The sequence below is a fragment of the Xinfangfangia pollutisoli genome, from assembly GCF_020179405.1.
In the GTDB taxonomy this organism is placed as follows: Bacteria; Pseudomonadota; Alphaproteobacteria; order Rhodobacterales; family Rhodobacteraceae; genus Pseudogemmobacter; species Pseudogemmobacter pollutisoli.
This window is the reverse complement of the sequence record NZ_JAICBZ010000040.1, coordinates 1-21,196: the sequence shown is the minus strand read 5'-3', so window position 1 is coordinate 21,196 and position 21,196 is coordinate 1. Positions and strand designations below refer to the sequence as shown.

22 protein-coding genes and 1 pseudogene are annotated in these 21,196 nt (G+C 66.3%); 11 read left to right on the top strand and 12 right to left on the bottom strand.

Annotated features, from left to right (window positions below):
- Positions 1–2 precede the first annotated feature (2 nt).
- Genes K1Y73_RS12795 through K1Y73_RS12785 form a run of 3 tightly spaced genes read right to left on the bottom strand, consistent with a single transcriptional unit; the run spans position 3 to position 2,264 of the window.
- A complete protein-coding gene (locus tag K1Y73_RS12795) occupies positions 3–824 on the bottom strand; it encodes a DODA-type extradiol aromatic ring-opening family dioxygenase (protein WP_225028690.1) in 822 nt (273 codons plus the stop codon).
- Positions 817–1,125 carry a subunit of meta cleavage enzyme gene (locus K1Y73_RS12790; RefSeq protein WP_225028689.1) on the bottom strand — a complete coding sequence of 103 codons (309 nt, stop codon included), beginning with the start codon at positions 1,123–1,125 and terminating at the stop codon, positions 817–819. Before K1Y73_RS12790 ends, K1Y73_RS12795 begins: the two co-directional genes overlap by 8 nt.
- 14 nt (positions 1,126–1,139) lie before the next feature.
- Positions 1,140–2,264 carry an alpha/beta hydrolase family protein gene (locus K1Y73_RS12785; protein ID WP_225028688.1) on the bottom strand — a complete coding sequence of 375 codons (1,125 nt, stop codon included), beginning with the start codon at positions 2,262–2,264 and terminating at the stop codon, positions 1,140–1,142.
- A gap of 470 nt (positions 2,265–2,734) precedes the next feature.
- Here K1Y73_RS12785 and K1Y73_RS12780 point away from each other — a divergent pair, with 470 nt between their 5' ends.
- The 7 genes from K1Y73_RS12780 to K1Y73_RS12750 all read left to right on the top strand — a co-directional run bounded on the left by K1Y73_RS12780 (position 2,735) and on the right by K1Y73_RS12750 (position 8,712).
- Entirely contained in the window at positions 2,735–3,469 is a 735-nt protein-coding gene (locus K1Y73_RS12780; protein ID WP_225028687.1) for an ABC transporter ATP-binding protein, read from the top strand.
- Between the two features lie 77 nt (positions 3,470–3,546).
- Positions 3,547–4,461 carry an ABC transporter substrate-binding protein gene (locus K1Y73_RS12775; protein ID WP_225028686.1) on the top strand — a complete coding sequence of 305 codons (915 nt, stop codon included), beginning with the start codon at positions 3,547–3,549 and terminating at the stop codon, positions 4,459–4,461.
- A gap of 19 nt (positions 4,462–4,480) precedes the next feature.
- Positions 4,481–5,272 carry an ABC transporter permease gene (locus tag K1Y73_RS12770; RefSeq protein WP_225028685.1) on the top strand — a complete coding sequence of 264 codons (792 nt, stop codon included), beginning with the start codon at positions 4,481–4,483 and terminating at the stop codon, positions 5,270–5,272.
- Entirely contained in the window at positions 5,269–6,036 is a 768-nt protein-coding gene (locus K1Y73_RS12765) for an ABC transporter permease (protein ID WP_225028684.1), read from the top strand. Before K1Y73_RS12770 ends, K1Y73_RS12765 begins: the two co-directional genes overlap by 4 nt.
- A gap of 172 nt (positions 6,037–6,208) precedes the next feature.
- Positions 6,209–6,679: a YbaK/EbsC family protein gene (locus tag K1Y73_RS12760; RefSeq protein ID WP_225028683.1), complete on the top strand. Its 471-nt coding sequence runs from the start codon at positions 6,209–6,211 to the stop codon at positions 6,677–6,679.
- 53 nt (positions 6,680–6,732) lie between these two features.
- Complete coding sequence (locus K1Y73_RS12755; protein WP_225028682.1) at positions 6,733–7,506, top strand: NYN domain-containing protein; 774 nt, start codon at positions 6,733–6,735, stop codon at positions 7,504–7,506.
- A 174-nt stretch (positions 7,507–7,680) separates the two neighbouring features.
- On the top strand, positions 7,681–8,712 hold the full coding sequence (locus K1Y73_RS12750; RefSeq protein WP_225028681.1) for an LLM class flavin-dependent oxidoreductase: 1,032 nt from the start codon (positions 7,681–7,683) through the stop codon (positions 8,710–8,712).
- A 62-nt stretch (positions 8,713–8,774) separates the two neighbouring features.
- On the opposite strand, the gene trhO is transcribed toward K1Y73_RS12750, so the two are convergent.
- Positions 8,775–9,680 carry an oxygen-dependent tRNA uridine(34) hydroxylase TrhO gene (gene trhO, locus K1Y73_RS12745; protein ID WP_225028680.1) on the bottom strand — a complete coding sequence of 302 codons (906 nt, stop codon included), beginning with the start codon at positions 9,678–9,680 and terminating at the stop codon, positions 8,775–8,777.
- A 100-nt stretch (positions 9,681–9,780) separates the two neighbouring features.
- Here trhO and pncA point away from each other — a divergent pair, with 100 nt between their 5' ends.
- On the top strand, positions 9,781–10,386 hold the full coding sequence (pncA, locus tag K1Y73_RS12740) for a bifunctional nicotinamidase/pyrazinamidase (RefSeq protein WP_225028679.1): 606 nt from the start codon (positions 9,781–9,783) through the stop codon (positions 10,384–10,386).
- A 3-nt stretch (positions 10,387–10,389) separates the two neighbouring features.
- Positions 10,390–11,682 (top strand): nicotinate phosphoribosyltransferase, encoded by a 1,293-nt coding sequence (pncB, locus tag K1Y73_RS12735; protein ID WP_225028678.1) that lies wholly within the window; start codon positions 10,390–10,392, stop codon positions 11,680–11,682.
- A 17-nt stretch (positions 11,683–11,699) separates the two neighbouring features.
- Here pncB and K1Y73_RS12730 read toward each other — a convergent pair whose 3' ends face one another.
- From K1Y73_RS12730 to K1Y73_RS12700, 7 genes are all read right to left on the bottom strand, one after another.
- Positions 11,700–13,190: an inorganic phosphate transporter gene (locus K1Y73_RS12730; protein ID WP_225028677.1), complete on the bottom strand. Its 1,491-nt coding sequence runs from the start codon at positions 13,188–13,190 to the stop codon at positions 11,700–11,702.
- 95 nt (positions 13,191–13,285) lie between these two features.
- On the bottom strand, positions 13,286–13,708 hold the full coding sequence (arfB, locus tag K1Y73_RS12725) for an alternative ribosome rescue aminoacyl-tRNA hydrolase ArfB (RefSeq protein WP_225028676.1): 423 nt from the start codon (positions 13,706–13,708) through the stop codon (positions 13,286–13,288).
- Between the two features lie 278 nt (positions 13,709–13,986).
- Complete coding sequence (locus tag K1Y73_RS12720; RefSeq protein ID WP_225028675.1) at positions 13,987–14,607, bottom strand: queuosine precursor transporter; 621 nt, start codon at positions 14,605–14,607, stop codon at positions 13,987–13,989.
- Positions 14,608–14,706: 99 nt separating this feature from the next.
- Entirely contained in the window at positions 14,707–15,639 is a 933-nt protein-coding gene (locus K1Y73_RS12715; RefSeq protein ID WP_225028674.1) for an esterase-like activity of phytase family protein, read from the bottom strand.
- On the bottom strand, positions 15,612–16,508 hold the full coding sequence (gene mepA / locus K1Y73_RS12710; protein WP_225028673.1) for a penicillin-insensitive murein endopeptidase: 897 nt from the start codon (positions 16,506–16,508) through the stop codon (positions 15,612–15,614). Before mepA ends, K1Y73_RS12715 begins: the two co-directional genes overlap by 28 nt.
- Complete coding sequence (locus K1Y73_RS12705; RefSeq protein WP_225028672.1) at positions 16,508–17,869, bottom strand: MFS transporter; 1,362 nt, start codon at positions 17,867–17,869, stop codon at positions 16,508–16,510. Before K1Y73_RS12705 ends, mepA begins: the two co-directional genes overlap by 1 nt.
- A 102-nt stretch (positions 17,870–17,971) precedes the next feature.
- On the bottom strand, positions 17,972–18,517 hold the full coding sequence (locus K1Y73_RS12700) for an acyl-CoA thioesterase (RefSeq protein WP_225028671.1): 546 nt from the start codon (positions 18,515–18,517) through the stop codon (positions 17,972–17,974).
- 135 nt (positions 18,518–18,652) lie between these two features.
- On the opposite strand from K1Y73_RS12700, the gene K1Y73_RS12695 reads away from it, so the two are divergent.
- Positions 18,653–18,940 (top strand): YggT family protein, encoded by a 288-nt coding sequence (locus K1Y73_RS12695; protein ID WP_225028670.1) that lies wholly within the window; start codon positions 18,653–18,655, stop codon positions 18,938–18,940.
- Entirely contained in the window at positions 18,940–20,988 is a 2,049-nt protein-coding gene (gene recQ / locus K1Y73_RS12690; protein ID WP_225028669.1) for a DNA helicase RecQ, read from the top strand. The genes K1Y73_RS12695 and recQ overlap by 1 nt, the downstream gene beginning before the upstream one ends.
- 25 nt (positions 20,989–21,013) lie before the next feature.
- Here recQ and K1Y73_RS12685 read toward each other — a convergent pair.
- Positions 21,014–21,196: pseudogene (locus tag K1Y73_RS12685) on the bottom strand (adenylosuccinate lyase family protein); the annotation flags it as partial.

Here is a 21,196-nt window from a genome sequence, read left to right as displayed (position 1 = left end):
CATCAAACCTCGAACCGACCGATGCCGATGCCGGTATACCAATCGTTCACCGCCCGGTAATAGGCCCGCCGGAACGGCGCCCCGTCCGCCGCGCCCATCGCGGCCATCCACATGCGGATCTCTTCGCAGCCATTGCCCGCGGTGTGGACGAAATCGGTGGCATAGCGCAGCGTGCCTTCGATATCGCCCTTCTCCATCAGAGTGAGGAAGGTCTGGTCGAATTCCTCATTCACCATGCCCATGCGCGGGGTGGCGATGTCATGGCTGATGCCGCCCGTGGCCAGGATCGCCACACGGTCCACGCCTTCATAGGCGCGGATCGCCCGCCCGAGGAACTGGCCAAGCGCATAGCTGCGCCGCATCGTCGGCATGGGCGGCTGCACGCAGTTGATCAGCACCGGCACGATCGGCAGATCCGGATCCACCCCCGCCAGTTCCAGCGGCGTAAGCGAGCCGTGATCCAGCACCATCTCCATCGAGAAGGACGGGTCGAAATCGGCCTGATAGGCTTCCTGCAGCAGATAGGCGCCAAAGGCCTGGTCGCCGGCAAAGACCCGGCGCTTGGCATGCAGCCAATGCTCGATCGGGCTTTCGTAGCTTTCGGCGCAACCGATGCAATAGGCCGGGAAATTGTCGAGGAAGAAGTTGTGCAGGTGGTCGTTCGACAGCACGATCAGCGCATCGGGCTTGCCCGACATGAAGTCGTCGCCCATCGCCTTGTAGGCCCCGAAGATCTCATCCTTCAGCTCGGCCGGAATCCGGTCGGGGAAGTTCAGCATGACCGGGGTATGCGAGGCGGTGTAGATGCCGGTGATCTCAGCCATTGTTGTAATCCTCATGGGTCAGCAGGCTGCGCAGCGCGGCAAGGCTTACATCCTCGGGGATGCGGACCCCGATGCAATGGGCGCGCAGCAGATAGGGATTGACGCCGGTCAGATACATGTTCGCGACATCATTGTTGCGGATGCAGTCGGCCAGATCCTGCGGCAGGCCGAAGCGCGCCAGATAGGCCTCGGCATCGGCCTTGTAGGCTGCAAGGTCATCGGGCTTGTGGTGCAGCTCATACAGCACCTTGTTCATCAGATATGCCCGTGTGCTGGGCATCATTTCCTGCCAGTTCGCCATGTTTCCTCCGGGTGTCAGGCAAGGTGGCTTTTCAGCCAGCCGATGATCGCGGGCACGGTGCCGGGGCCAAAGCCCATATGGCCGCGCCCCGGGAAAAGGCGCACCGCTTTCGGGTCGCCATGTTCTGTCAGCAGCTCGATATCGGTGACCGGGCATTGCGTGTCGTTCTTGCCGTTGATCAGCAGCAGCGGCGCGCAGGGCTGATCCAGCAGCCCCTGATCCAGCAGGGAAAGCCGCTTGAACCCGGCGATGTATTCGGCGTCATTCGCAGCCCCCAGCATCCGCGAGCGGGTCTCGACCAGCTCCATCAGATAGCTGTCGGGATGGCGCGAGGCCTCGATCCAGTCGGGCTGGAACATGAAATGCACGCCGCCCCCCCAGTTCACCGCCGCCCGGAACCGCTGCGGGAAAAGATGCGCCAGCTTGGTCGCCCAATGCCCCCCGAACGAGCGCCCGACAATCGCCAGCCGCCCCGGCGCGAACCGGCCGCAGGTCTCGATCCAGTCGAAAACCGGCAGGAACTGCCGCTCGCCATCGGGGCCGGCCTTGATCGGCGATTGCCCGGTGCCGACATTGTCCAGCGCGATGGTCGCGAAGCCCTCTTTCGCCAGACCTTCGGTCAGGATGGTCATTTCCTCTTTCCAGGCGTCGACCCCGCCCCACATGGCGATGACCGGCGGATTTGCCACGCCTTCGGGCATCCGCACATAGAAGGTGATCTCGCGGCCTTCGCCCGCGCGCCCGTCGAAGGGAACGGTCACCACCTCGATCGCGGGCCGTGCCAGACGGCCAAACCGCTGATAGGCGGCGACTTCGCGGCGATAGCTGTCTTCCTTGTCCGGGTGGTTCGGGCAGGGAAAGCGACCCAGGAAGTAGAAGCCATAGGCCTGATACCAGGCCGCGCGCGCCGCATCGGCGTCACCCGCAGCCTCGGCTTTCTCGGCGACGGCGGCAAAGGCATCACCCTTGGCCATCCAGGCCGCCGCCCATTGCGCACCGTCCAGCCCCTTCAGCCCGGCAATCACCTCGCGGGTGGCATCCGGGTCGGTCAGGCCCATCGGATGAACCGCGGCCTTCAGCTTGTCCAGCATCCATTCCTTCGCGTTCGAGAGCGAACGCGGACCCGACAATTCTGCCATGTCCAACTCCTCCTGCCCTGAGGAAAGCTGTCATGTCGGGAAGGCGGCTGTCTGGTCTGAAAGGGAAGCCGGCATTGCCTGATTGTGCGCCCTGCAGGCGACCGCCGAAGCGAAATCGCGCCAATAGTCTGATAACAAACATTTTTTAATTTTCGGCTCCGAAAACGGCACCGCACTCCGGGTCCATGAAGGCCGCGCTCTGGAACAAGACCCTGCAGATCCACCCGAATACGATTTCCTGAATTCATCGTTTGTGACCCGAGGAGGGGGCCGCTGCGGTGAACCGGAGGGACGTCGGAACACTGCACGCACTGAAAGGCGCAACCTGCCGGTTGCCCTGCCAGCGGCTTGCACCCCGAAGCGGAGGAGATGCGGCCATGCAGATGACAGGCCAGACAGGCCAGACCGATGCGACAGCGGTGCCCCGACGGGCGCAGGACGGCGTTGCCATCCGTGTCAGGGGCGCATCCATGGTCTTCGGAACCGGGCCGCAGCGCCATTGCGTCTTTGAGGGGATCAGCTTCGACGTCCGCTCTGGCGAGGTGTTCTGCATCGTCGGGGGGTCAGGCTGCGGCAAGACCACGCTCTTGCGTCAGATCGCCGGCCTGCAGCGCCCGACCTCGGGGGAAATCCTGTTCGAGGGCGCTCCGGTCACCGCCCCGTCGCGCGAGCGGGCGATCGTGTTTCAGGATTATGGCCGCGCGCTGCTGCCCTGGCGCACCGTGCGCGCCAATGTCCGGCTGGGCATCAGCCCCGGATCGGTAAGCCGCCAGGACGCCGAAGCCGAGGTGACACGGCTGCTTGCGATGACAGGGCTTGCTGCCGCGGCCGAGAAATACCCGTCCGAACTGTCGGGCGGAATGCAGCAACGCGTGCAGATCGCCCGCTGCCTGGCGCAACGGCCGCGTCTTCTGCTGATGGATGAACCCTTCGGCGCGCTGGACGCGATGACGCGGCAATCGCTGCAGGACGAGTTGCTGGATCTGGTCGCCCGCGAAGGCATTACCGTGATCTTCATCACCCATGACCTGGAAGAGGCGATCTATCTGGGCGACCGGGTGATGGGGCTGGGGGCCAATCCCGGCCGGATCCTGACCACGCTTGACATCGCGCTGGCCCGGCCGCGCCACCAGCTGACCACCCGCGAAGCGGCCGAATTCATCGCGCGCAGGCACCAGCTGCACCAGTTGATCGTCGGACACTGAACGCAGAACCCGGCCAGAAAGGCCGGGCACAGAAGGCTGGCACAGAAGGCCGGGCCATATTCCATGGGAGGAAACACATGACTAAGGCATTTCTGCCGCTGACGCTTGCAGCTTTCTGCGCAGCAGGAGCGGCCCTTGCGGATGAGACGATCCATATCGGCTTTCCGCCCTCGATTGACACATTGCCCGGCCTTGTCGCGCATGAGAATGGCTGCCTGAAGCGGGCGGGCTATGACAGTGTCCTGGTGCCGACCCCGGTTGTGACCAATATCCCGCCGGCGCTTCTGTCCGGCTCGCTGCAGATCGGGATCAGCACGCCGACGGTCATCCTGCCCGCGGTCGAAAATGGCATCGACATGGTCGCCATCGCGGGCAGTTCGGTCATGCAAAAGGGCAATGAAGGGCTAAGCCTGGTCACCCGCACGGGCCTGGGCATCACCACGGCCAAGGACCTGGAAGGCCGTAAGGTCGGCGTGCCCGGTTTGCTGTCGGTGGCCGATCTTGTGTTTCGCAAATGGCTGGTGACCGAGGGGGTCGATCCCGCCACGATCACCTTTGTCGAAGTGCCCTTCCCCCGCATGGCCGAGATGATGAAGGCGGGAAGCATTGATGCGGTGGTCGCGGCCGAGCCGGTGTTGGGCGCGTTGGTCAGCGGCGGCCTGGCCGAGCGCAACGCCGGTGAGTATTATTCCGCGGTGGCCGATGATGCACTGATCACGCTCTGGGCCACGACCGGCGAATGGGCGCGCAGCAATCCCGAGGCGGTGAAGGCCTTCACAGCCTGCCTTGACGAAAGCATCGACTGGATCCGGGCCAATCGCGACGCGGCGGGCGAGATCGCGAAAACCCATCTGAACGTGAACCCGCCCTATACGCCCGCATGGCGCACGGCGATCGTCCCCGCCGATTTCGATTTCTTCGTCGGTGTCGGGCGCGAATTCGACCTGCTGACCGGGGATGTCGATACCAAGACCCTCGTCGCGGGCGATTGACGCCAGCATGCCGCAAGCCATGCGCCGCCCCCCTGTGAACCTGTTGCCCGCCGGCCTTGCCGCGCGGATGACCAACCTCGTCCTGTCCCTGATCGTTCCGGCGACCCTGCTGATCGGATGGGAGGCGGCCGCGGCCGGCGGCTATATCGACGAGGGCGCCTTCTCGCGTCCCTCGTCGATCGCAAGGGCCGGCATCGCGGCGATCCTTGACGGAAGCCTGCTGACGGCGACCCTGCAAACCCTGCAGGCGGCCGGATTGGGGCTGCTGGTCGGTGCCGTGACCGGCGCCGTGCTGGGGGTGTTCCTTGGCCTGCAGCCGATGGCGGAGATCGCCACCCGGCCGACGGTCGAAATGCTGCGCGCCATTCCCGCCATCGCCTTCACACCGCTGGCCCTGCTGGTCTTCGGCTTCGGGCTGGCCCTTCAGATGGTGATCGTCGCCTATGCCACCGCCTGGCCGGTGATGGTTGCGGCCCTTGCCGCCACGCGCGGCATCGACCGGCGCCTGCTGGAAGTGGCGGATGTGCTGGAAATGGGGCTGGCAAGACGGTTGCGCGTGATCATCCTGCCGGCGGTCTTCGGCCGTATCGTCGTGGGTCTGCGCACCGCCATGGGCTTTGCGCTGGTCGTTTCCGTCACGGTCGAGATCCTCGCCAATCCGCGCGGGCTGGGCTATCAGCTGATCTTGGCGCAGCAGTCGTTCCGGCCCGATCTGATGTATGCCTGTATCGTCTGGCTTGCTGGACTTGGCGCCGCTGCCGGCGCGCTGTCCAATCTTCTGAACCGATTTTCAACCGAGATGGCGCGATGATGCGGCCGATCCTTCTTCATCGCTTCACCCTGATGCTGCTGTCTGCCCTGGCCTTTCTGGCGCTGTGGCAGGCGGTTGCCCAGATGGGGCTTGTGAAGCGCAGCTTTCTGGTCGGCCCGGTCGACGCCTTTGCGGTGCTGTGGCGTCAGACGCTGAACGGCAGCTTGGCGGCCAGCATGCTGGCCACCACGCATCGCATGGTCACGGGCTTCGCGCTGGCCTCGGGGATCGGCATCCTGCTGGGGGCGGCGCTTGGCAGCTCTGCCCTTGTGCGGCGCCTGCTGATGCCCACCCTCGACGCGATCCGGCCCCTGCCGGCATCCGCCATCATTCCCGTGGCGATCCTGATGTTCGGCCTGAATGAGGCGATGTCGGTCTTCGTGATCGCCTTCGGCTCGATGTGGCCGGTCTTGCTCGGGACGGTACACGGCTTCCAGAATGTGCCTGTCGGGCTGCGCGAATTGGCGCGTGTGCTGGAAATGGGAAGGCTGCGGGCCTTTCTGACCGTTCATCTGCCATCGGCCTTCAGGGATATCTTCCCCGGGCTGCGCACCGGGCTGGCGCTTGCGCTGATCATGACGGTGGTGACCGAGATGCAGGCCTCTTTGCCGGGCCTGGGCTATGACATCTTCGTCGCGCAACGGTCCTATCGCAGCGCCGATCTTTACGCGGCATTGATCGTGATCGGCGTGATCGGCCTGTGCATCAACCAGATTCTGGTCTGGGCCGAGCGCAGGCTTTTCCCCTGGGCGTCCAGCAGGTGAAGACGGGGGCAGACGGTTCCGCTCGGTCGCAGGGTCGCGACCGGGTTCAGGCTGCCCGCTGCGGCGACATCGAAAAGCGGTTCTTGGGTTTCATCAACGCCGCCTGTATCAGACCTTGGCTTCGTCATTTGACGATACGACCAAAGGAGGCGGGACGGTCCCCGCGCGGCGCATGGCATCGACACAGGGCCTGAAGTTCCTGGAAGCGCAGGGCGTGGCGGTCACGCTGCACCCCTATGACTACGATCCCGATGCCGATGCGGTGGGATTGGCCGCGGCGGCGGCGCTGGGGCTGGACCCTGGCCTGACGCTGAAGACCCTGATGGTCGAGGTGGACGGCAAGCCCGCCTGCTGCGTTCTGGCCTCGGACCGGCATCTGTCGATGAAGAAGGTCGCGGCGGGGTTCCGGGGCAAGGCCGCGGCGATGATGCCGCCGGCCAAGGCCGAAAAGCTGACCGGCTACCGCGTGGGCGGCATCTCGCCCTTCGGGCAGAAACGCGCCGTGCCGGTCCTGTTCGATGCAGCCCCGATGACCGCGCCGAAAGTCTGGATCAATGCCGGCCAGCGCGGCCTTCTGTTGGGCATCGCGCCAGACGATGCGCTGCGGGTTCTGGCCGCACAGGCGCTGCCCCTGACCGCCTAAGCCTTTCCGTTCCGCCCCGAACCTGCGACACTGGCCGCAACAAGGAGGCTTCCATGCCCGAACTCCCTACCCGCGCGCCGCGGCTTTGCGTGCTGATCGACGCCGACAACGTGCCTGCGGGCTATGCCGAAGCGATCTTCGAAGAAATCGCCGCCCTGGGCGAAGCCTCGGTCCGCCGGATCTATGGCGACTGGTCGGCGCTGCGGCTGAACGCCTGGGCCCGCAAGGTGGCCGCCCTGGGGCTGGTGGCCGACCAGCAATTCGCCAATACCAAGGGCAAGAACGCCTCGGATATCGGGCTGGTCATCGCGGCGATGGATTTCCTGCATTCCGGCCTGTTCGACGGCTTCGTCCTGGTCTCGTCCGACAGCGATTTCACCCGCCTGGCGGCGCGGATCCGCGAACAGGGGCTGGATGTCTATGGCATCGGCGAGAAGAAGACGCCCGAAGCCTTCCGCATGGCCTGCAAGCGCTTCATCTATGTGGAAAACCTGTCCGCCCCGGTGGAAGAGCCGCGCAGCGCCCGCGGCACGCCCGACCCGACCCCCGCCGATCCCAGCCCCGAGCCGGGGCCCGACCAACCCGGCCGCGCCACCAAGGAAGCGCCCGCCCGCGCTATTCCGCTGATCGCCGCCGCGATGCGGGCGATCGACCCGGAAGGCGAATGGTTCTCGCTGGGGCAGATCGGCCAGTTCATCACCCAGGGCAATCCGGATTTCGACACCCGCACCTATGGCAGCGCCAAACTGTCGGACCTGATCCGCAAGCTGCCGCGCTTCGAGGTGAAGCAGGACGGCACCCAGCTTCTGGTGCGGGACCGGGCCTGATCCGGCCGGGCCTGCCTTCCTCTCTGGAAAAATATCCCGGGGTCCGGGGCAGCGCCCCGGGTCTTGCCGCCCCCCGCCCCCGGCTTCGGTGCGCGCATTCGCCCCTTGCCCTGCATCGCCGCAGCTTGCCGCGCGCGCCTGCACGCCTATCTTGGCCGCAACAGGAGCCATGCCATGACCACAGAAATTTCCCTGGGCCTCGACACGTTCGGCGATGTGACCCACGGCGCCAACGGGCAGCCCAAGCCGCAGGACCAGGTCCTGCGCGACGTGGTGGAACAGGCGGTGCTGGCCGACCAGAGCGGGGTCGATTTCATCGGCCTCGGCGAACATCACCGCCCCGATTTCGCGATCTCGGCGCCGGAAATCGTTCTGGCCGCCATTGCCGGACGCACCCGCCGCATCCGGCTGGGCACCGCGGTGACGGTGCTGTCGACCGACGATCCGGTGCGGGTGTTCCAGCGCTTTTCCACCCTGAACGCCGTGTCGAACGGCCGGGCCGAGGTGATCGTGGGCCGCGGCTCCTTTACCGAAAGCTATCCGCTGTTCGGCTATGCGCTGGACGATTACGAGCAGCTGTTCGAGGAAAAGCTGGATCTGCTGGCCCGGCTGCTGCGCGAGGATCGGGTGACCTGGTCGGGCCAGACCCGCAGCGGGCTGACCGATGCGAAGGTTTATCCGCCCCTGGGCCCGGAAGGCATGCCGGTCTGGGTCGGCGTGGGCGGCAGCCCGGAATCGGTGGTGCGGGTGGTGCGGCAGGATCTGCAGCTGATGCTGGCGATCATCGGCGGCGATGCGCGGCGCTTCCTGCCCTATGTCGACCTGTACAAGCGCGCCTGTGCCCAGCTGGGCAAGCCCGAGCGTCCGATCGGTGTGCATTCCCCCGGCTTCATCGCCGAAACCGATGCGGAAGCGCGCGAGATCGCCTTCCCCGCCCATGCCGAGATGTTCGGCCGTCTGGGCCGCGAACGCGGCTGGCCGCCGGTGACGAAAGATCGCTTCCTCGACGAGGTCGAGCATGGCGCGCTTTATGTCGGCAGCCCTGAAACCGTGGCGCAGAAGATCGCCGCCACCATGCGCGATCTGGGCCTGGCGCGGTTCGACCTGAAATATGTCACCGGCCCGGTGCCGCATGAGGCGCAGATGAATTGCGTGCGGCTTTACGGCGAGAAGGTCATTCCGCGGGTGCGGGACCTGCTGGGCTAAGCCGGGGGTTTTGCACCCCCGGACCCCCGCAGGATATTTGCGCAGAGAGGAAGGCCGGAAGATTAGGACGCGCCGAGATGGCTTGTGCCGCGCGCCGCGGCCAGGACCATCTGGCGTTGCCTTTCGCGAAAGCGGGCGCGGTCGGCGGCGCTGTAGTCGCCGACGCAGGCCGGGCAGCAGACGCCTTCCTCGTAATCGGGATGCGCGCGGCCTTCGGGCGTGACCGGGCGGCGGCAGGCGCCGCAGCTGGTGTTTTCGCCGGGGATCAGCCCGTGGCCGACCGAGACGCGGCCGTCGAAGACATAGCATTCGCCCTGCCAGAGCGATTGGTCTTCGGGCACCTCTTCCAGGTATTTCAGGATGCCGCCCTGCAGGTGGAACACCTCGGCCACGCCTTGCGACAAGAGGTAATTGGTCGATTTCTCGCAGCGGATGCCGCCGGTGCAGAACATGGCGATGCGCTTGTTGGCAAAGCGGGCGCCGTTTTCCGCCCACCAGGCGGGGAAATCGCGGAAGGTTTTCGTGCCCGGGTCGACGGCACCTTCGAAGCTGCCAAGCGCCACTTCGTAATCGTTGCGCGTGTCGATCACCGCCACATCCGGGGCGCTGATCAGCGCGTTCCAATCGACGGGCGCCACATAGCGGCCGACGGCGGCGGTCGGGTCCACGCCGGGCACGCCCAGGGTCACGATCTCGCGCTTCAGTTTCACCTTCATCCGACCGAAGGGCATGGTCTCGGCAAAGCTTTCCTTCCAGACCAGATCGGCCAGGCCCGGCAGGGCGCGCAGATGCGCGATCACCGAAGCCACGCCCGCGGCCGGGCCGGCAATCGTGCCATTCACCCCCTCGGGCGCCAACAGAAGCGAGCCCTTGACGCCGCCTGCCTGGCACAGGTCCAGAAGCGGCGCCTGCAGGGCGGCCGGGTCGGCAAGACGGGCGAAATGATACAGCGCGGCCACGGTCAGCATGCGGGCTGAATGACGCCGCCGCCCCGGAAATTCAAGCGCTTCGCTTGACGGGGGCCGGGGCGGGACTTACGCAAGGACATTCCCAAGCCGGAGACCGCCGATGCGCCCCGCGACCGACGCCCTGATCGTGATCGACGTGCAGAACGATTTCTGCCCCGGCGGCGCGCTGGCCGTGGCCGGCGGGAATGAGGTGGTGCCGAAGATCAATGCGCTGATCGACGACTATTCCTGCGTCGTGCTGACCCAGGACTGGCACCCGCGCAACCACGCCTCTTTCGCCTCGAACCAGGGCGCCGCCGCCTTTTCGGTGACGGAAATGCCCTATGGCATGCAGGTCCTGTGGCCCGATCACTGCATCATCGGCACCGAAGGCGCCGCCTTCCACCCGGAACTGCGCGCCGCCGCGGCGCAGGCGGTGATCCGCAAGGGCTTTCGCCCCGGGATCGACAGCTATTCCGCCTTCTTCGAGAATGACCGCACCACGCCCACCGGGCTGGAGGGCTATCTGCGCGCGCGCGGGATTTCACGTCTGACCTTCGTGGGTCTGGCCACCGATTTCTGCGTGGCCTATTCGGCGATGGATGCGGCCCGGCTGGGCTTTGATGCCGAAGTGCTGATGGAGGCCTGCCGGGCAATCGACCTGGACGGCAGCCTGATCGAGGCGCAGGCGGCGATGATCGACGCCGGCGTCGTGCTGGAGGGGTAAGCCATGGCCGACATCGCCAGCCGCGTCTACAATCACAATTGGAAGATTGATCCGATCGTCCGGTCTCTTCTGGACACCGACTTTTACAAGCTGCTGATGTGCCAGTCGATTTTCCGCAACAAGCCGGATACGACCGTCGTCTTCAGCCTGATCAACCGCACGAAATCGGTGCGTCTGGCCGAATTGGTCGATGAAGGCGAATTGCGCGAGCAGCTGGATCATGTGCGCTCGCTGTCGCTGCGGCGCGGGGAAAGCACCTGGCTGCGCGGCAACACCTTCTATGGCAAGCGGCAGATGTTCCGCCCCGATTTCATGGAATGGTTCGAAAACCTGCGCCTGCCGCCCTACCATCTGGAAAAGCGCGACGGCCAGTATGAGCTGACCTTCGAAGGCAAATGGCCCGAGGTCATGCTGTGGGAAATTCCCGCGCTGGCGGTGCTGATGGAGCTGCGCTCGCGCGCGGTGCTGAAGGAGATGCGGCGCTTCGAGCTGCAGGTGCTGTATGCAAGGGCCATGGCGCGGGTCTGGGAAAAGCTGGAACGGCTGCGGCAGGTTCCCGGGTTGAAGCTGGCCGATTTCGGCACGCGCCGCCGGCATGGGTTCCTGTGGCAGGATTGGTGCGTGCAGGCGCTGGGCGAGGGGTTGGGCGACAAGTTCACCGGCACCTCGAACTGTCTGATCGCCATGCGGCGCGACCTTGAGGCGGTGGGCACCAATGCGCATGAACTGCCCATGGTCTATTCCGCCCTGGCCGAGACCGATGCCCAGCTGGCCCAGGCGCCCTATCAGGTTCTGGCCGATTGGCACGAGGAACATGACGGCAATCTGCGCATCATCCTGCCCGACACTTACGGGACCGAGGGTTTCCTGAAGCGCGCGCCCGACTGGCTGGCCAGCTGGACCGGGATCCGCATCGATTCGGGCGATCCGGCGGCGGCGACCGAAAATGCCATCCGCTGGTGGAAGGACCGCGGCGAAGATCCGACGCGCAAGCTGGTGATCTTCTCGGACGGGCTGGATGTCGAAAAGATCGAAGAGCTGTCGCGGCGCTTTCACGGCCGGGTGCGGGTGTCTTTCGGCTGGGGCACGATGCTGACCAATGACTTCCGCGGGCTGGTGCCGGGCGATGCGCTGGCGCCCTTCTCGCTGGTGTGCAAGGCGGTTTCGGCCAATGGACGGCCGACGGTGAAACTGTCGGACAATCCCAACAAGGCGATGGGCCCGGCCGAGGAAGTGGCGCGCTACAAGCGGGTCTTCGGCGTGGGCGCCCAGGTCGCCGAAGAGGTGCTGGTCTAGGCCCGGCCGGGGGCCGGTCAGAACAGCCGGTTCATCCCCAGGAACAGCAGCGCCGACAGAACCGCCGTGGCCGGCACGGTGATCACCCAGGCCGCGCCGATGCCCAGAACATGGCTGCGCCGCACCAGCTTACGCCGCTTGCGTTCCTCGGCGGTCAGCGGCTTGCCCTTCTGCAGGTTCAGGATCCGCGCCCGCCGCTCGGCCTCCCATTCGCGGTAGAAGCCCACGCCGAACACCGCCCCCACCGCGATATGGGTCGAGGAGACCGGCAGGCCCAGCGCCGAGGCGACGATCACCGTGATCGAGGCCGACAGCGCCACGCAGAAGGCGCGCAGCTGGTTCAGCTTGGTGATTTCCTGACCGACCATGCGGATCAGCTTCGGCCCGAACAGCATCAGGCCAAAGGAAATTCCGGCGGCCCCGATCATCATCACCCAAAGCGGGATCGTCACCCGTTCCGAAGTGCCGGCATCCTGCACGGCATGAACAATGGCGGCCAGGGGGCCCACGGCATTGGCCACATCATTCGCGCCATGGGCAAAAGACAGCAAGGCGGCCGAGATGATCAGCGGCATGCCGAACAGCTGTTTCAGCGACCGCTTGCGGTTCTCCATCCCCTCGGACTGGCGCCGCACCAGCGGGCGCATCACGAAAGTCACCGCGATACCGACCGCCAGGCCCATGAGCAGCGCCTGATCCAGCCGGATATCGACGACCTTCTTCAGCCCCTTCATCGCCAGATAGGCGGTGAAGGACCCGGCCATGATGCCGATCAGCAAGGGCACCCAGCGCCGCGCGGCCGCCAGCTTGTCGGGCACATCGTTGATGAAGGCCTTGATGAAGGCCAGGAACAGTGCCGCGATGGCGCCGCCCAGAATGGGCGAGATGATCCAGGACGCGGCGATCTGGCCCATCGTCGCCCATTGCACCGCGCCAAAGCCGGCGGCGACGATCCCCGCCCCCATCACCCCGCCGACGATGGAATGGGTGGTCGAAACCGGCGCGCCGAACCAGGTGGCCAGGTTCAGCCACAGGGCCGAGGCGATCAGCGCCGCCATCATCGCCCAGATGAACGTATCGGGATCGGCCACGGCCGAGGGCGCGACGATGCCGCCCGAAATCGTGCTGACCACATCGCCGCCGGCGATCAGCGCGCCCGCGGTTTCGAACACTGCGGCAATGATCAGCGCGCCGCCCATCGACAGCGCATTTGCGCCCACCGCCGGGCCCATGTTGTTGGCCACGTCATTGGCGCCGATGTTCAGCGCCATATAGGCGCCGAAAACCGCGGCGGCGACGATGATCGCCGTGCCGCTGCCCTGCCCGGTCAGGCCCAGGGCCGCCAGGCCGCAGACCAGCACGAAAACGATGGAAATTCCGATCGCCACCATCGGCCGCGAGATCGCCGCCGAGGCCTGTTCCAGCTGGGCCACGCGGCCAAGGTCCTTGTCCAGCGTTTTCCAGCGGTTGATCGGGCCGCTGGGCTGGCCGTTGCCTTGGTCGGTCATGCGCCTGTCACCTTGCTGTCGCCGGATCGTGATCCGGGTGTTGCATTCCGGCGCTGGCTAGCCTGTCTCGGCCCGGGCCGCAACGGATTCGACGCTTATTCCGCGTCTTCGATTCGTCCGCGCAGCGCCTTGACCTCGCCCCGCAGGCCCTTGGCCGCCAGTCTGCGGCGCTGGCTGCCCAGCGTGGGCTTGGTGGCGATCCGCCGCTTGGGCGCCACCAGCGCCGCGCGGATTAGATCGACCAGACGCTCGCGGGCGATCTCGCGGTTGCGGGCTTGGCTGCGGGTTTCATCGACCTGAATCACCAGCGCGCCGTCCAATGTCCAGCGTCGGCCTGCCAGTTTTTTAAGCCGCGCCTTCACCGGCGGGGCCAGATGCGGCGAGCGTTCGGCCTCGAAGCGCAACTCGACCGCGGTCGAGACCTTGTTGACATTCTGCCCCCCCGGCCCCGAGGCGCGCATGAAGCTTTCGCTCAGCTCCCAATCGGCAAGGGCGATCGTGTCGGTCACATGCAGCATGGCGGCAAATTAGGCGGCGGGCGGCCTGTCCACAAGCCGCGAAGCCACAAGAGAAAGGGTCGCCCGCGGGGGCGACCCTTTCCGAGTTCCAAGGAGATGGGCCAGTTAGGGATCTGGGCCCAACCAGTGGTCTGTTTTCTCGGGGCTGCCCTTAGAAAACACGCCTCCTGACTGTTCCGACCTCTCTCTCCAATATCCCTCTAGACACTGGATCACCTCCTTTCAAAAGATTGCCGATAAGGAAAGCGTGACACAGATTTTGTGTTCGTCAACAGAAATTACGCAACCCTTGCGGTCAGTCTTCCGACAATGATGCGGAACGGGATCAGGGCGATGATTGCGAGGGCAATCTTCACGCTCCAATCCGCGACGGCCAGCGAAACCCAGAACGGCAGTTCGGGCCCCTGGCCCAGCAGGGGCGTCGGCGTGGCGGCCCAGCTGACATCGTTCAAGGGTTCCAGCACGGTCAGGAAGGCGGCGAAAGCGGTGGTGAAGAAGATGCAGGTGTCCAGCGTCGACGAGGCCAGCGTCGACACGAAAGGCGCCTTCCACCAGGCCGCGCGGCGCAGGCGGTTGAACAGGGTGATGTCCAGCAGTTGCGCCGCCAGGAAGGCCGCGCCCGAGCCCAGCGCGATGCGCAGCGTGACCAGCGGGCCGAACTCGCCGATGATCCGGGTGCCGATCAGCGAGCAGGCAATGCCGGTGACAAAGCCGATCAGCACCACCCGGCGCGCGGCCTGCGGCCCCTGCAGGCGATTGGTCAGGTCGGTGACCAGGAAGGCGAAAGGATAGGTGATCGCGCCCCAGGTCAGGTAGCCACCCATGGGGAACTGGACGAGGATGTTCGAGGCCACGACGATGGCGGCCATGGCAAGGATGCCGGGCAGAATTCGGTGCATGTCTGATTCCGTTTTGACAAGGTAGCGGAGACTTGGCCCCAGCCTTCTGCCGGGGACGGCGCGCTTTAGCGGGCCTGTGCGGATGCGTCAACTTTGCCGTTACGGCGGGTCTGGCGGAAGGCGGTATTCGACGATTTCCGTGCGCAGATAGAAGGTGAAATTGTCGTCGGCGATCAGGGTCAGCCGGATCTGGCCGGCGGCGTCGCGCCAGACGGCCAGACCTTCCAGATTGTCATGCAGCCCGGGCGGGGTTTCCAGCACCGTCTGCGGCTGCAGCATCGGGGGATCTTCGCCGGGTGGCGCGTCGCCTGCCGGCAGATCCAGCGCGATCACCCGGCTGGCAAAACCGCCGGGGCCCAGGAACTTGCGCTCCAGCACGTACAGCCGGCCATCGGGGCCGAAATCGGCGCCGGCCGGCAGGAAGGCCGGATCGCGCGGAAAGCGGAAGGCCAGGGTCCATTCCCCGGCATCGTAGCGAAAGATCGGCACCGGCCAGCCCATGCCCTCATAGCCTTCGGGCAGGGTGTACAGCCGGCCCAGCGCGTCGATGGCCAAGGCCTCGGGCCCGCCATTCGGGTGCATGCGGCCGAAGGCCTCGGCCCGGGGCAATTCCACCGCGGGCCCGTCCAGCCGGTCATAGCGCATCACCCGCGTATCGCCCTCGAACGACACCCAGGCCGTGCCATCGGCCCCGATCGCCAGCCCTTCGGCATCGCCCGCCTTGCCGCGCAACGCTTTGCCATCCGCATCCTGCAGGGGCAGAACCGGCCCCGCCTGCAGGCCGGTGATCCGCCCCGAAGCATCGCGCAGGATCTGCCCGCTGACCCAGCTGCCGCGGTCCGACACGGCGGTGAAGCGGGCCCCGTCCCCGGACAGGTCGATCGCCGAGAAACCGCCAAAGCGGGGATCGTCGATCTGCCAGCGATAGGATGACAGATAGCCCGGCGGCGCCTGGGGCGGCGCGGCCGATTGCAGCCCGATCAGCAGCAGCGCCCCGGCGGCGATCAGTCCGAAGCGAGAACGGTGCGGCATTGCGCCGGCAGATCGGCCATCGTGTAGTCGCGCGGCCCCTTCTTCTTCGGAGCATCGGGGTCTTTCGGTTTCTTCGTGCCCTTGGGCGGGTTCAGATAATCGGTCACCCACCACATCAGCGTATCGTCGCAGCCATTGCCGCCCTTGGACAATTCGCTGACGGTCGGGGTCTGCGTCTCGCACAGTTTGGCGCCTTTCGGGCATTTCAGCCGCACATGGAAATGCGTGTCATGGCCGGCCACCGGGCGCAGTTTCTGCAGCCATTTCCTGTCGCTGTTCTTGGCGGTCTTGCAGATCTCGATCTTGATCGCGGCGGCCACGAAGATGCGGTCGACGCGCGGATCGCTGGCGGCCGCCTTCAGCAACGCCCGCGCCTTCGGGCCAAAGCTTTTGGTCACCGACAGCTGATCGGCCGAGCGCATCGGGATGGACGAGATCTTCTCGCGCTCTTTCGCCGACAGGTCCAACCGCTTGGGCGCCAGCCACCAGATATCGGCATCCAGCCCGATCTGATGGCTGGCATGGCCCGAGGTCATCGGCCCGCCGCGCGGCTGGCTGATATCGCCGATGTAAAGCCCCTTGCCCCAGCCCAGCTGCCTGGCTTCCTGCGACAGGTCGACCAGGAACTGGATCATCTCGGGCTGGCCGAAATTGCGGTGCCGCGACAGGCGCATCGCCTGCCAGGTCGGGCCGGTTTCCGGCAATTCCATCAGCCCCGCCGCGCAGCCCCGCGAATAAGACCCGACCGGCATCGGCTTTTGCTGGCTGGGCAGCTGCGCCGCGCCGAACAGCTTGTTCGCCAGAGTTTCGGCCATAGCCGGGGCGGGCATCAGAAGGATTGCGCAAAACAGCAGGGCGCGACGCAGCATCAGGATTTCTCGCCTTTGGGGTTGACCCAGACTAGCAGGACAAGTCCCAGAAGGAACAGCCCGATCAGGGGCGAGATGCCGATGCGCGCATTCCCGCTGGCAAGCGTGGCCGCCGTGATCAGCGCCGGGGCCAGGAAGGCCGTGGCCTTGCCCGACAGGCCGTAAAGCCCGAAGCCCGAGGCCGCGGTTTCCGGCGTGACGTGATAGACCATCAGCGTCCGGCTGGCGGCCTGAACCGTGCCCCCCGCCGCGCCGATCACCGCGCCGCAGATGTAGAAGATCGTATTTGGCATCGACGAGCCCGCGGCGAAGGCCTGCCCGAACAGGCTGTCCGGCGTCAGCCCCACCATGACCACGATCACCGCGGTCAGCGCCAGGATCGACCAGACGATCACCACCTTGGGCCCGTAGCGCGAATCGAAATAGCCGCCCATCCAGCTGAACAGCGCCGCGGTGATCGCGGCCAGAATGCCGAAGATCCCCGATTGAACCACGCTCCAGCCCATGACGTTGCTGGCATAGGCCCCGCCCAGCCCATAGACCGCATTCAGCGAATCCCGGTACAACATTGAGCTGACAAGGAAATTCGCCAGGCTGCGCCGCTGGCCCAGCGCCCGGATTGACTGCCACAGGCCCCGCAGCGACTGCGCCACGTTCTGGCGTGCGCCCCGCAGCACGGGTTCGCGCACCCACAGAAAGAAGGGCAGCATGAAGACCGCATACCAGATCGCGGTGAAGGGTCCGACCGAGCGCGTGCCTTCGCGCAGCGCCGCATTCAGGCCGAAGGCCGGATCAAGCCCGATAAAGGTCTTTCCGGTCGTGCCGTCCTCGGCAAAGAACAGCAGCACGATGAACAGCGCGATCACGCCGCCGGCATAGCCGAAGGCAAAGCCCGTGCCCGAGATCTTGCCCATCTCGTCATGTCCGGTCAGGTCGGGCATCAGCGCATTGGTGAAGTTGGTCGCCATCTCCATGCCGATGAAGCCCAGGCTGAACCAGAACACCGGCCAGAACAGGCCCGGCATCTGCGGCATGCACCACCACAGCGCCCAGGCGCCCAGCACGTAAAGCACCGAGAAGATCCAGATCCACAGCATCCGCCGCCCCGCCCCATCGGCGATGGCGCCCAGAACCGGCGAGAGGAGCGCGATCAAGAAGCCGGTGATCGTCTGGCCCGTGGTCCAATAGGCCTGGGAATGCGCGGCGGCGGTTTCGGCATCGGCGCCCTGGGTGGTAAAGAAGTCGCGCGCCACCTCGGCGAAATAGGGGCCGAAGATGAAGGTCAGCAACAAGGTATTGTAGGGCTGGCTGGCCCAGTCGAAGAAATACCAGCCCCAGATCCGTTTCTTTGCGCTGACCATATCCCGCCCCCCGCTGCTGGCGCGGAGTGAGCCCGAAATCCGCCACAGGCGCAAGGCGCCGCGGTCAGAAGGCGCCGTGGTCAGATCCCGGGTTTGCCGGCGTCAGCTCGGCGCGTCCGCCATCGGCGGCCAGGGCCGCTGGGCGTCGGCCTCGATCCAGGCCATGACCCAATCGGGCAGCGCCGGGCTTTCCCCCGGCAGGCCCAGCGCCTGCGCCAGCTCGGCCGGCGGCAGAATGCCATTGCGCCCACGGGTCAGCGCCATGCGCAGCAGGATATGCGAGGCGCAGTCGCCGCCGCGCCAGATCGATTGTTCAAGATAGGTGAAGCGCGCATCCCAGCCGATCAGCCGCGTCTTCATGGTGAAGCGCTGAAAGGTGGTGATCCGCCGCCGATAGCGCACCGACACGCCCGCCACCGCCATGCCCCAGCCCTTCTGCCGCGCCAGCTGGTTCATTCCGGTGCGATTGCCAAAGGGCAGCCGGCCCAGATCGTACAGCGTCAGGGTGCGGCCGTTGTTCAGTTCCAGAAACGGGTCGATGTCCCAGGGCCAGCAGCGATGGGTGCTGACATGGGTGTCGAACGGGGCGAGTTTCGGGGCCTTGCGGAATTTCCACAATTCCTTGGCCATGCGGAACCAGGGATACATCGGCACCTCCTATCCGGGCCCGACTGTCATGCTGCGGCTGCAAAGGTCAAGTGTGACCCTGCGTAGGCCAAAGCCAAGGGATTGCCCTTTGCCCCCCCGCGCGCTACCTCAGGTCAATCACCGATCGAGGGCCCGATGGTTTCGCTTTTCCAGATCCTGATGCTGATCCTTGACCTGATCTATTACGTGATCCTGGTGCATGTGATCATGTCCTGGCTGATCAACTTCCAGGTGCTGAACCTGCGCCAGCCGCTGGTCGCGCAGATCTGGGACGGGCTGAACCGCGTGCTGGAGCCGCTGTATTCCCAGGTCCGCCGCATCGTGCCGGTGACCTCGGGCATCGATTTCGCGCCGCTGATCGTGCTGATCGGCGTCATCGCCCTGCGCATCGTCCTGACGAACAACGCCGCCTATCTGATGTGATGCCCGATCCGGCATCCCTTCTGGCCCGGGTCTTCGGATTCCCGGGCTTCCGGCCGGGGCAAGAGGAAATCGTGGCCGCCGTGACCGCGGGGCGCGACACCTTGGCGATCATGCCCACGGGCGGCGGCAAATCGCTGTGCTTCCAGCTGCCCGCCTTGTGCCGCAGCGGGGTGACGGTGGTGATCTCGCCGCTGATCGCCTTGATGCGCGATCAGGTGCGGGGCCTGCGCGAAGCCGGGGTCGAGGCGGGGGCGCTGACCTCGGGCAATACCGACCAGGAAACCGAAGAAGTGTTCGCCGCGCTGGAAGAGGGCCGGCTGAAGCTTCTGTACATGGCGCCCGAACGTCTGGCCTCGGGCGCGACCCTTCCGTTGCTTCGCCGCGCCGGCGTCAGCCTGATCGCGGTGGACGAGGCGCATTGCGTTTCGCAATGGGGCCATGATTTCCGCCCCGATTACCTGCGGATCGGCGATCTGCGCCGGGCGCTGAATGTGCCCGTCGCGGCCTTCACCGCCACCGCGGATGAGGAAACCCGCGCCGAAATCGTCACGCGGCTGTTTGAAGGCCGGACGCCGGAAACCTTCCTGCGTGGCTTTGACCGGCCGAACATCCATCTGGCCTTCGCCGCCAAACACACCCCGCGCGAGCAGATCCTGCGCTTTGCCGCGGCGCGCAAGGGCCAGTCGGGCATTGTCTATTGCGGCACGCGGGCCAAGACCGAGACGCTGGCCCAGGCGCTGCGCGAGGCCGGGCATTCGGCGCTGTATTATCACGGCGGCATGGACCCGGACGACCGCCGCCAGGTCGAAACCCGGTTCCAGCGCGATGACGGGCTGATCGTCGTGGCGACGGTGGCCTTCGGCATGGGGATCGACAAGCCGGATATCCGCTGGGTCGCCCATGCCGATCTGCCGAAGTCGATCGAAAGCTATTACCAGGAAATCGGCCGTGCCGGCCGCGATGGCGCCCCGGCCGAGACGCTGACGCTGTATGGCGCCGACGACATCCGCTATCGCCGCAGCCAGATCGACGAAGGCGTGGCGCCGATGGACCGCAAGCAGGCCGATCATGGCCGGCTGAACGCGCTTCTCGGCCTGGCCGAGGCCACGGCCTGCCGGCGCCAGGTGCTGCTGGGCTATTTCGGCGAGGCCTCGCAGCCCTGCGGCAATTGCGACCTGTGCGACCGCCCGGCCGAGGTCTTCGATGCCACCGATGCGGTGCGCAAGGCGCTGTCGGCGGCGCTGCGCACCGGGGAAAGCTATGGCAAGGGCCATCTGATCGACATCCTGACCGGGCAGATGACCGACAAGGTGCGCGAGCGCGGCCATGACGGGCTGCCGACCTTCGGCGTCGGGCGGGATTTGTCGAAGGCGCAATGGGATGCGGTGTTCCGCCAGATGATGGGGCGCGACCTGATCCGCCCCGATCCCGAACGCCACGGCGCCCTGCGGATGACCGAAGCGGCCCGGCCGGTGCTGCGCGGCGAGGTGCAGGTGGTGCTGCGCAAGGATGCGCTGCAGGCCGCGCCGAAAACGCCCCTGCGCATGCTGGTGTCCGAAGAGGACGCGCCGCTTCTGTCGGCGCTGAAGGCCAAGCGGCGGGCGCTGGCCGAGGCGGCGAATGTGCCGGCCTATGTGATCTTCGCCGACCGCACGCTGATCGAGATGGCCGAGAAGCGGCCCTCGACGCTGGACCAGATGGCCGGCATCACCGGGATCGGCGCCAAGAAGCTGGACAGCTATGGCAGCGCCTTCCTGCAGGTGATCCTGGGCGCCGAAGCGCCGGCGCAGCATCCGGCGCGGCGGGCGCTTGCGGGGCGCGCCGAGGGCGCGGTCTTCGACCGGCTGGCGGCGGCGCAGCTGCGGCTGCAGCGCGGCGCCGATGGCACAGGCAAGCCGCTGTCCTGCACCAATGCGACCCTGCGCCAGATCGCCGAGCGCCGGCCGCGCTCGCTGGCCGATCTGGAACGGCTGCAGGGCATGGATGCGCAAAAGGCCGAGCGTTTCGGCCCGGCCTTCCTGGCGATTCTGGGCGGCGAAGAGGCCTGATCCCTACGCCGCCGCGACCGGGGCGCTAAAGCCCCTTCAGGCTGGCCGCGAAGGCCCGCGCCTCGGCGGGCGCCTGGCCCAGACCGCCTGCGACGGACAGGTCCAGATCGGGGAAATCGCGCGCCACCAGCGCCAGCAGACCCGGGCCGCCGCGCTGCGCCTCGGCGCACAGCGCCTTGATCCGCGCCTGCGCCTCGGGGCGGGGCAT

Coding starts and splice junctions, on each gene's coding strand:
- K1Y73_RS12795 (WP_225028690.1), bottom strand. CDS start 824: ATGGCTGAGATCACCGGCATCTACACCGCCTCGCATACCCCGGTCATG.
- K1Y73_RS12790 (WP_225028689.1), bottom strand. CDS start 1,125: ATGGCGAACTGGCAGGAAATGATGCCCAGCACACGGGCATATCTGATG.
- K1Y73_RS12785 (WP_225028688.1), bottom strand. CDS start 2,264: ATGGCAGAATTGTCGGGTCCGCGTTCGCTCTCGAACGCGAAGGAATGG.
- K1Y73_RS12780 (WP_225028687.1), top strand. CDS start 2,735: ATGGTCTTCGGAACCGGGCCGCAGCGCCATTGCGTCTTTGAGGGGATC.
- K1Y73_RS12775 (WP_225028686.1), top strand. CDS start 3,547: ATGACTAAGGCATTTCTGCCGCTGACGCTTGCAGCTTTCTGCGCAGCA.
- K1Y73_RS12770 (WP_225028685.1), top strand. CDS start 4,481: ATGCGCCGCCCCCCTGTGAACCTGTTGCCCGCCGGCCTTGCCGCGCGG.
- K1Y73_RS12765 (WP_225028684.1), top strand. CDS start 5,269: ATGATGCGGCCGATCCTTCTTCATCGCTTCACCCTGATGCTGCTGTCT.
- K1Y73_RS12760 (WP_225028683.1), top strand. CDS start 6,209: ATGGCATCGACACAGGGCCTGAAGTTCCTGGAAGCGCAGGGCGTGGCG.
- K1Y73_RS12755 (WP_225028682.1), top strand. CDS start 6,733: ATGCCCGAACTCCCTACCCGCGCGCCGCGGCTTTGCGTGCTGATCGAC.
- K1Y73_RS12750 (WP_225028681.1), top strand. CDS start 7,681: ATGACCACAGAAATTTCCCTGGGCCTCGACACGTTCGGCGATGTGACC.
- trhO (WP_225028680.1), bottom strand. CDS start 9,680: ATGCTGACCGTGGCCGCGCTGTATCATTTCGCCCGTCTTGCCGACCCG.
- pncA (WP_225028679.1), top strand. CDS start 9,781: ATGCGCCCCGCGACCGACGCCCTGATCGTGATCGACGTGCAGAACGAT.
- pncB (WP_225028678.1), top strand. CDS start 10,390: ATGGCCGACATCGCCAGCCGCGTCTACAATCACAATTGGAAGATTGAT.
- K1Y73_RS12730 (WP_225028677.1), bottom strand. CDS start 13,190: ATGACCGACCAAGGCAACGGCCAGCCCAGCGGCCCGATCAACCGCTGG.
- arfB (WP_225028676.1), bottom strand. CDS start 13,708: ATGCTGCATGTGACCGACACGATCGCCCTTGCCGATTGGGAGCTGAGC.
- K1Y73_RS12720 (WP_225028675.1), bottom strand. CDS start 14,607: ATGCACCGAATTCTGCCCGGCATCCTTGCCATGGCCGCCATCGTCGTG.
- K1Y73_RS12715 (WP_225028674.1), bottom strand. CDS start 15,639: ATGCCGCACCGTTCTCGCTTCGGACTGATCGCCGCCGGGGCGCTGCTG.
- mepA (WP_225028673.1), bottom strand. CDS start 16,508: ATGCTGCGTCGCGCCCTGCTGTTTTGCGCAATCCTTCTGATGCCCGCC.
- K1Y73_RS12705 (WP_225028672.1), bottom strand. CDS start 17,869: ATGGTCAGCGCAAAGAAACGGATCTGGGGCTGGTATTTCTTCGACTGG.
- K1Y73_RS12700 (WP_225028671.1), bottom strand. CDS start 18,517: ATGTATCCCTGGTTCCGCATGGCCAAGGAATTGTGGAAATTCCGCAAG.
- K1Y73_RS12695 (WP_225028670.1), top strand. CDS start 18,653: ATGGTTTCGCTTTTCCAGATCCTGATGCTGATCCTTGACCTGATCTAT.
- recQ (WP_225028669.1), top strand. CDS start 18,940: ATGCCCGATCCGGCATCCCTTCTGGCCCGGGTCTTCGGATTCCCGGGC.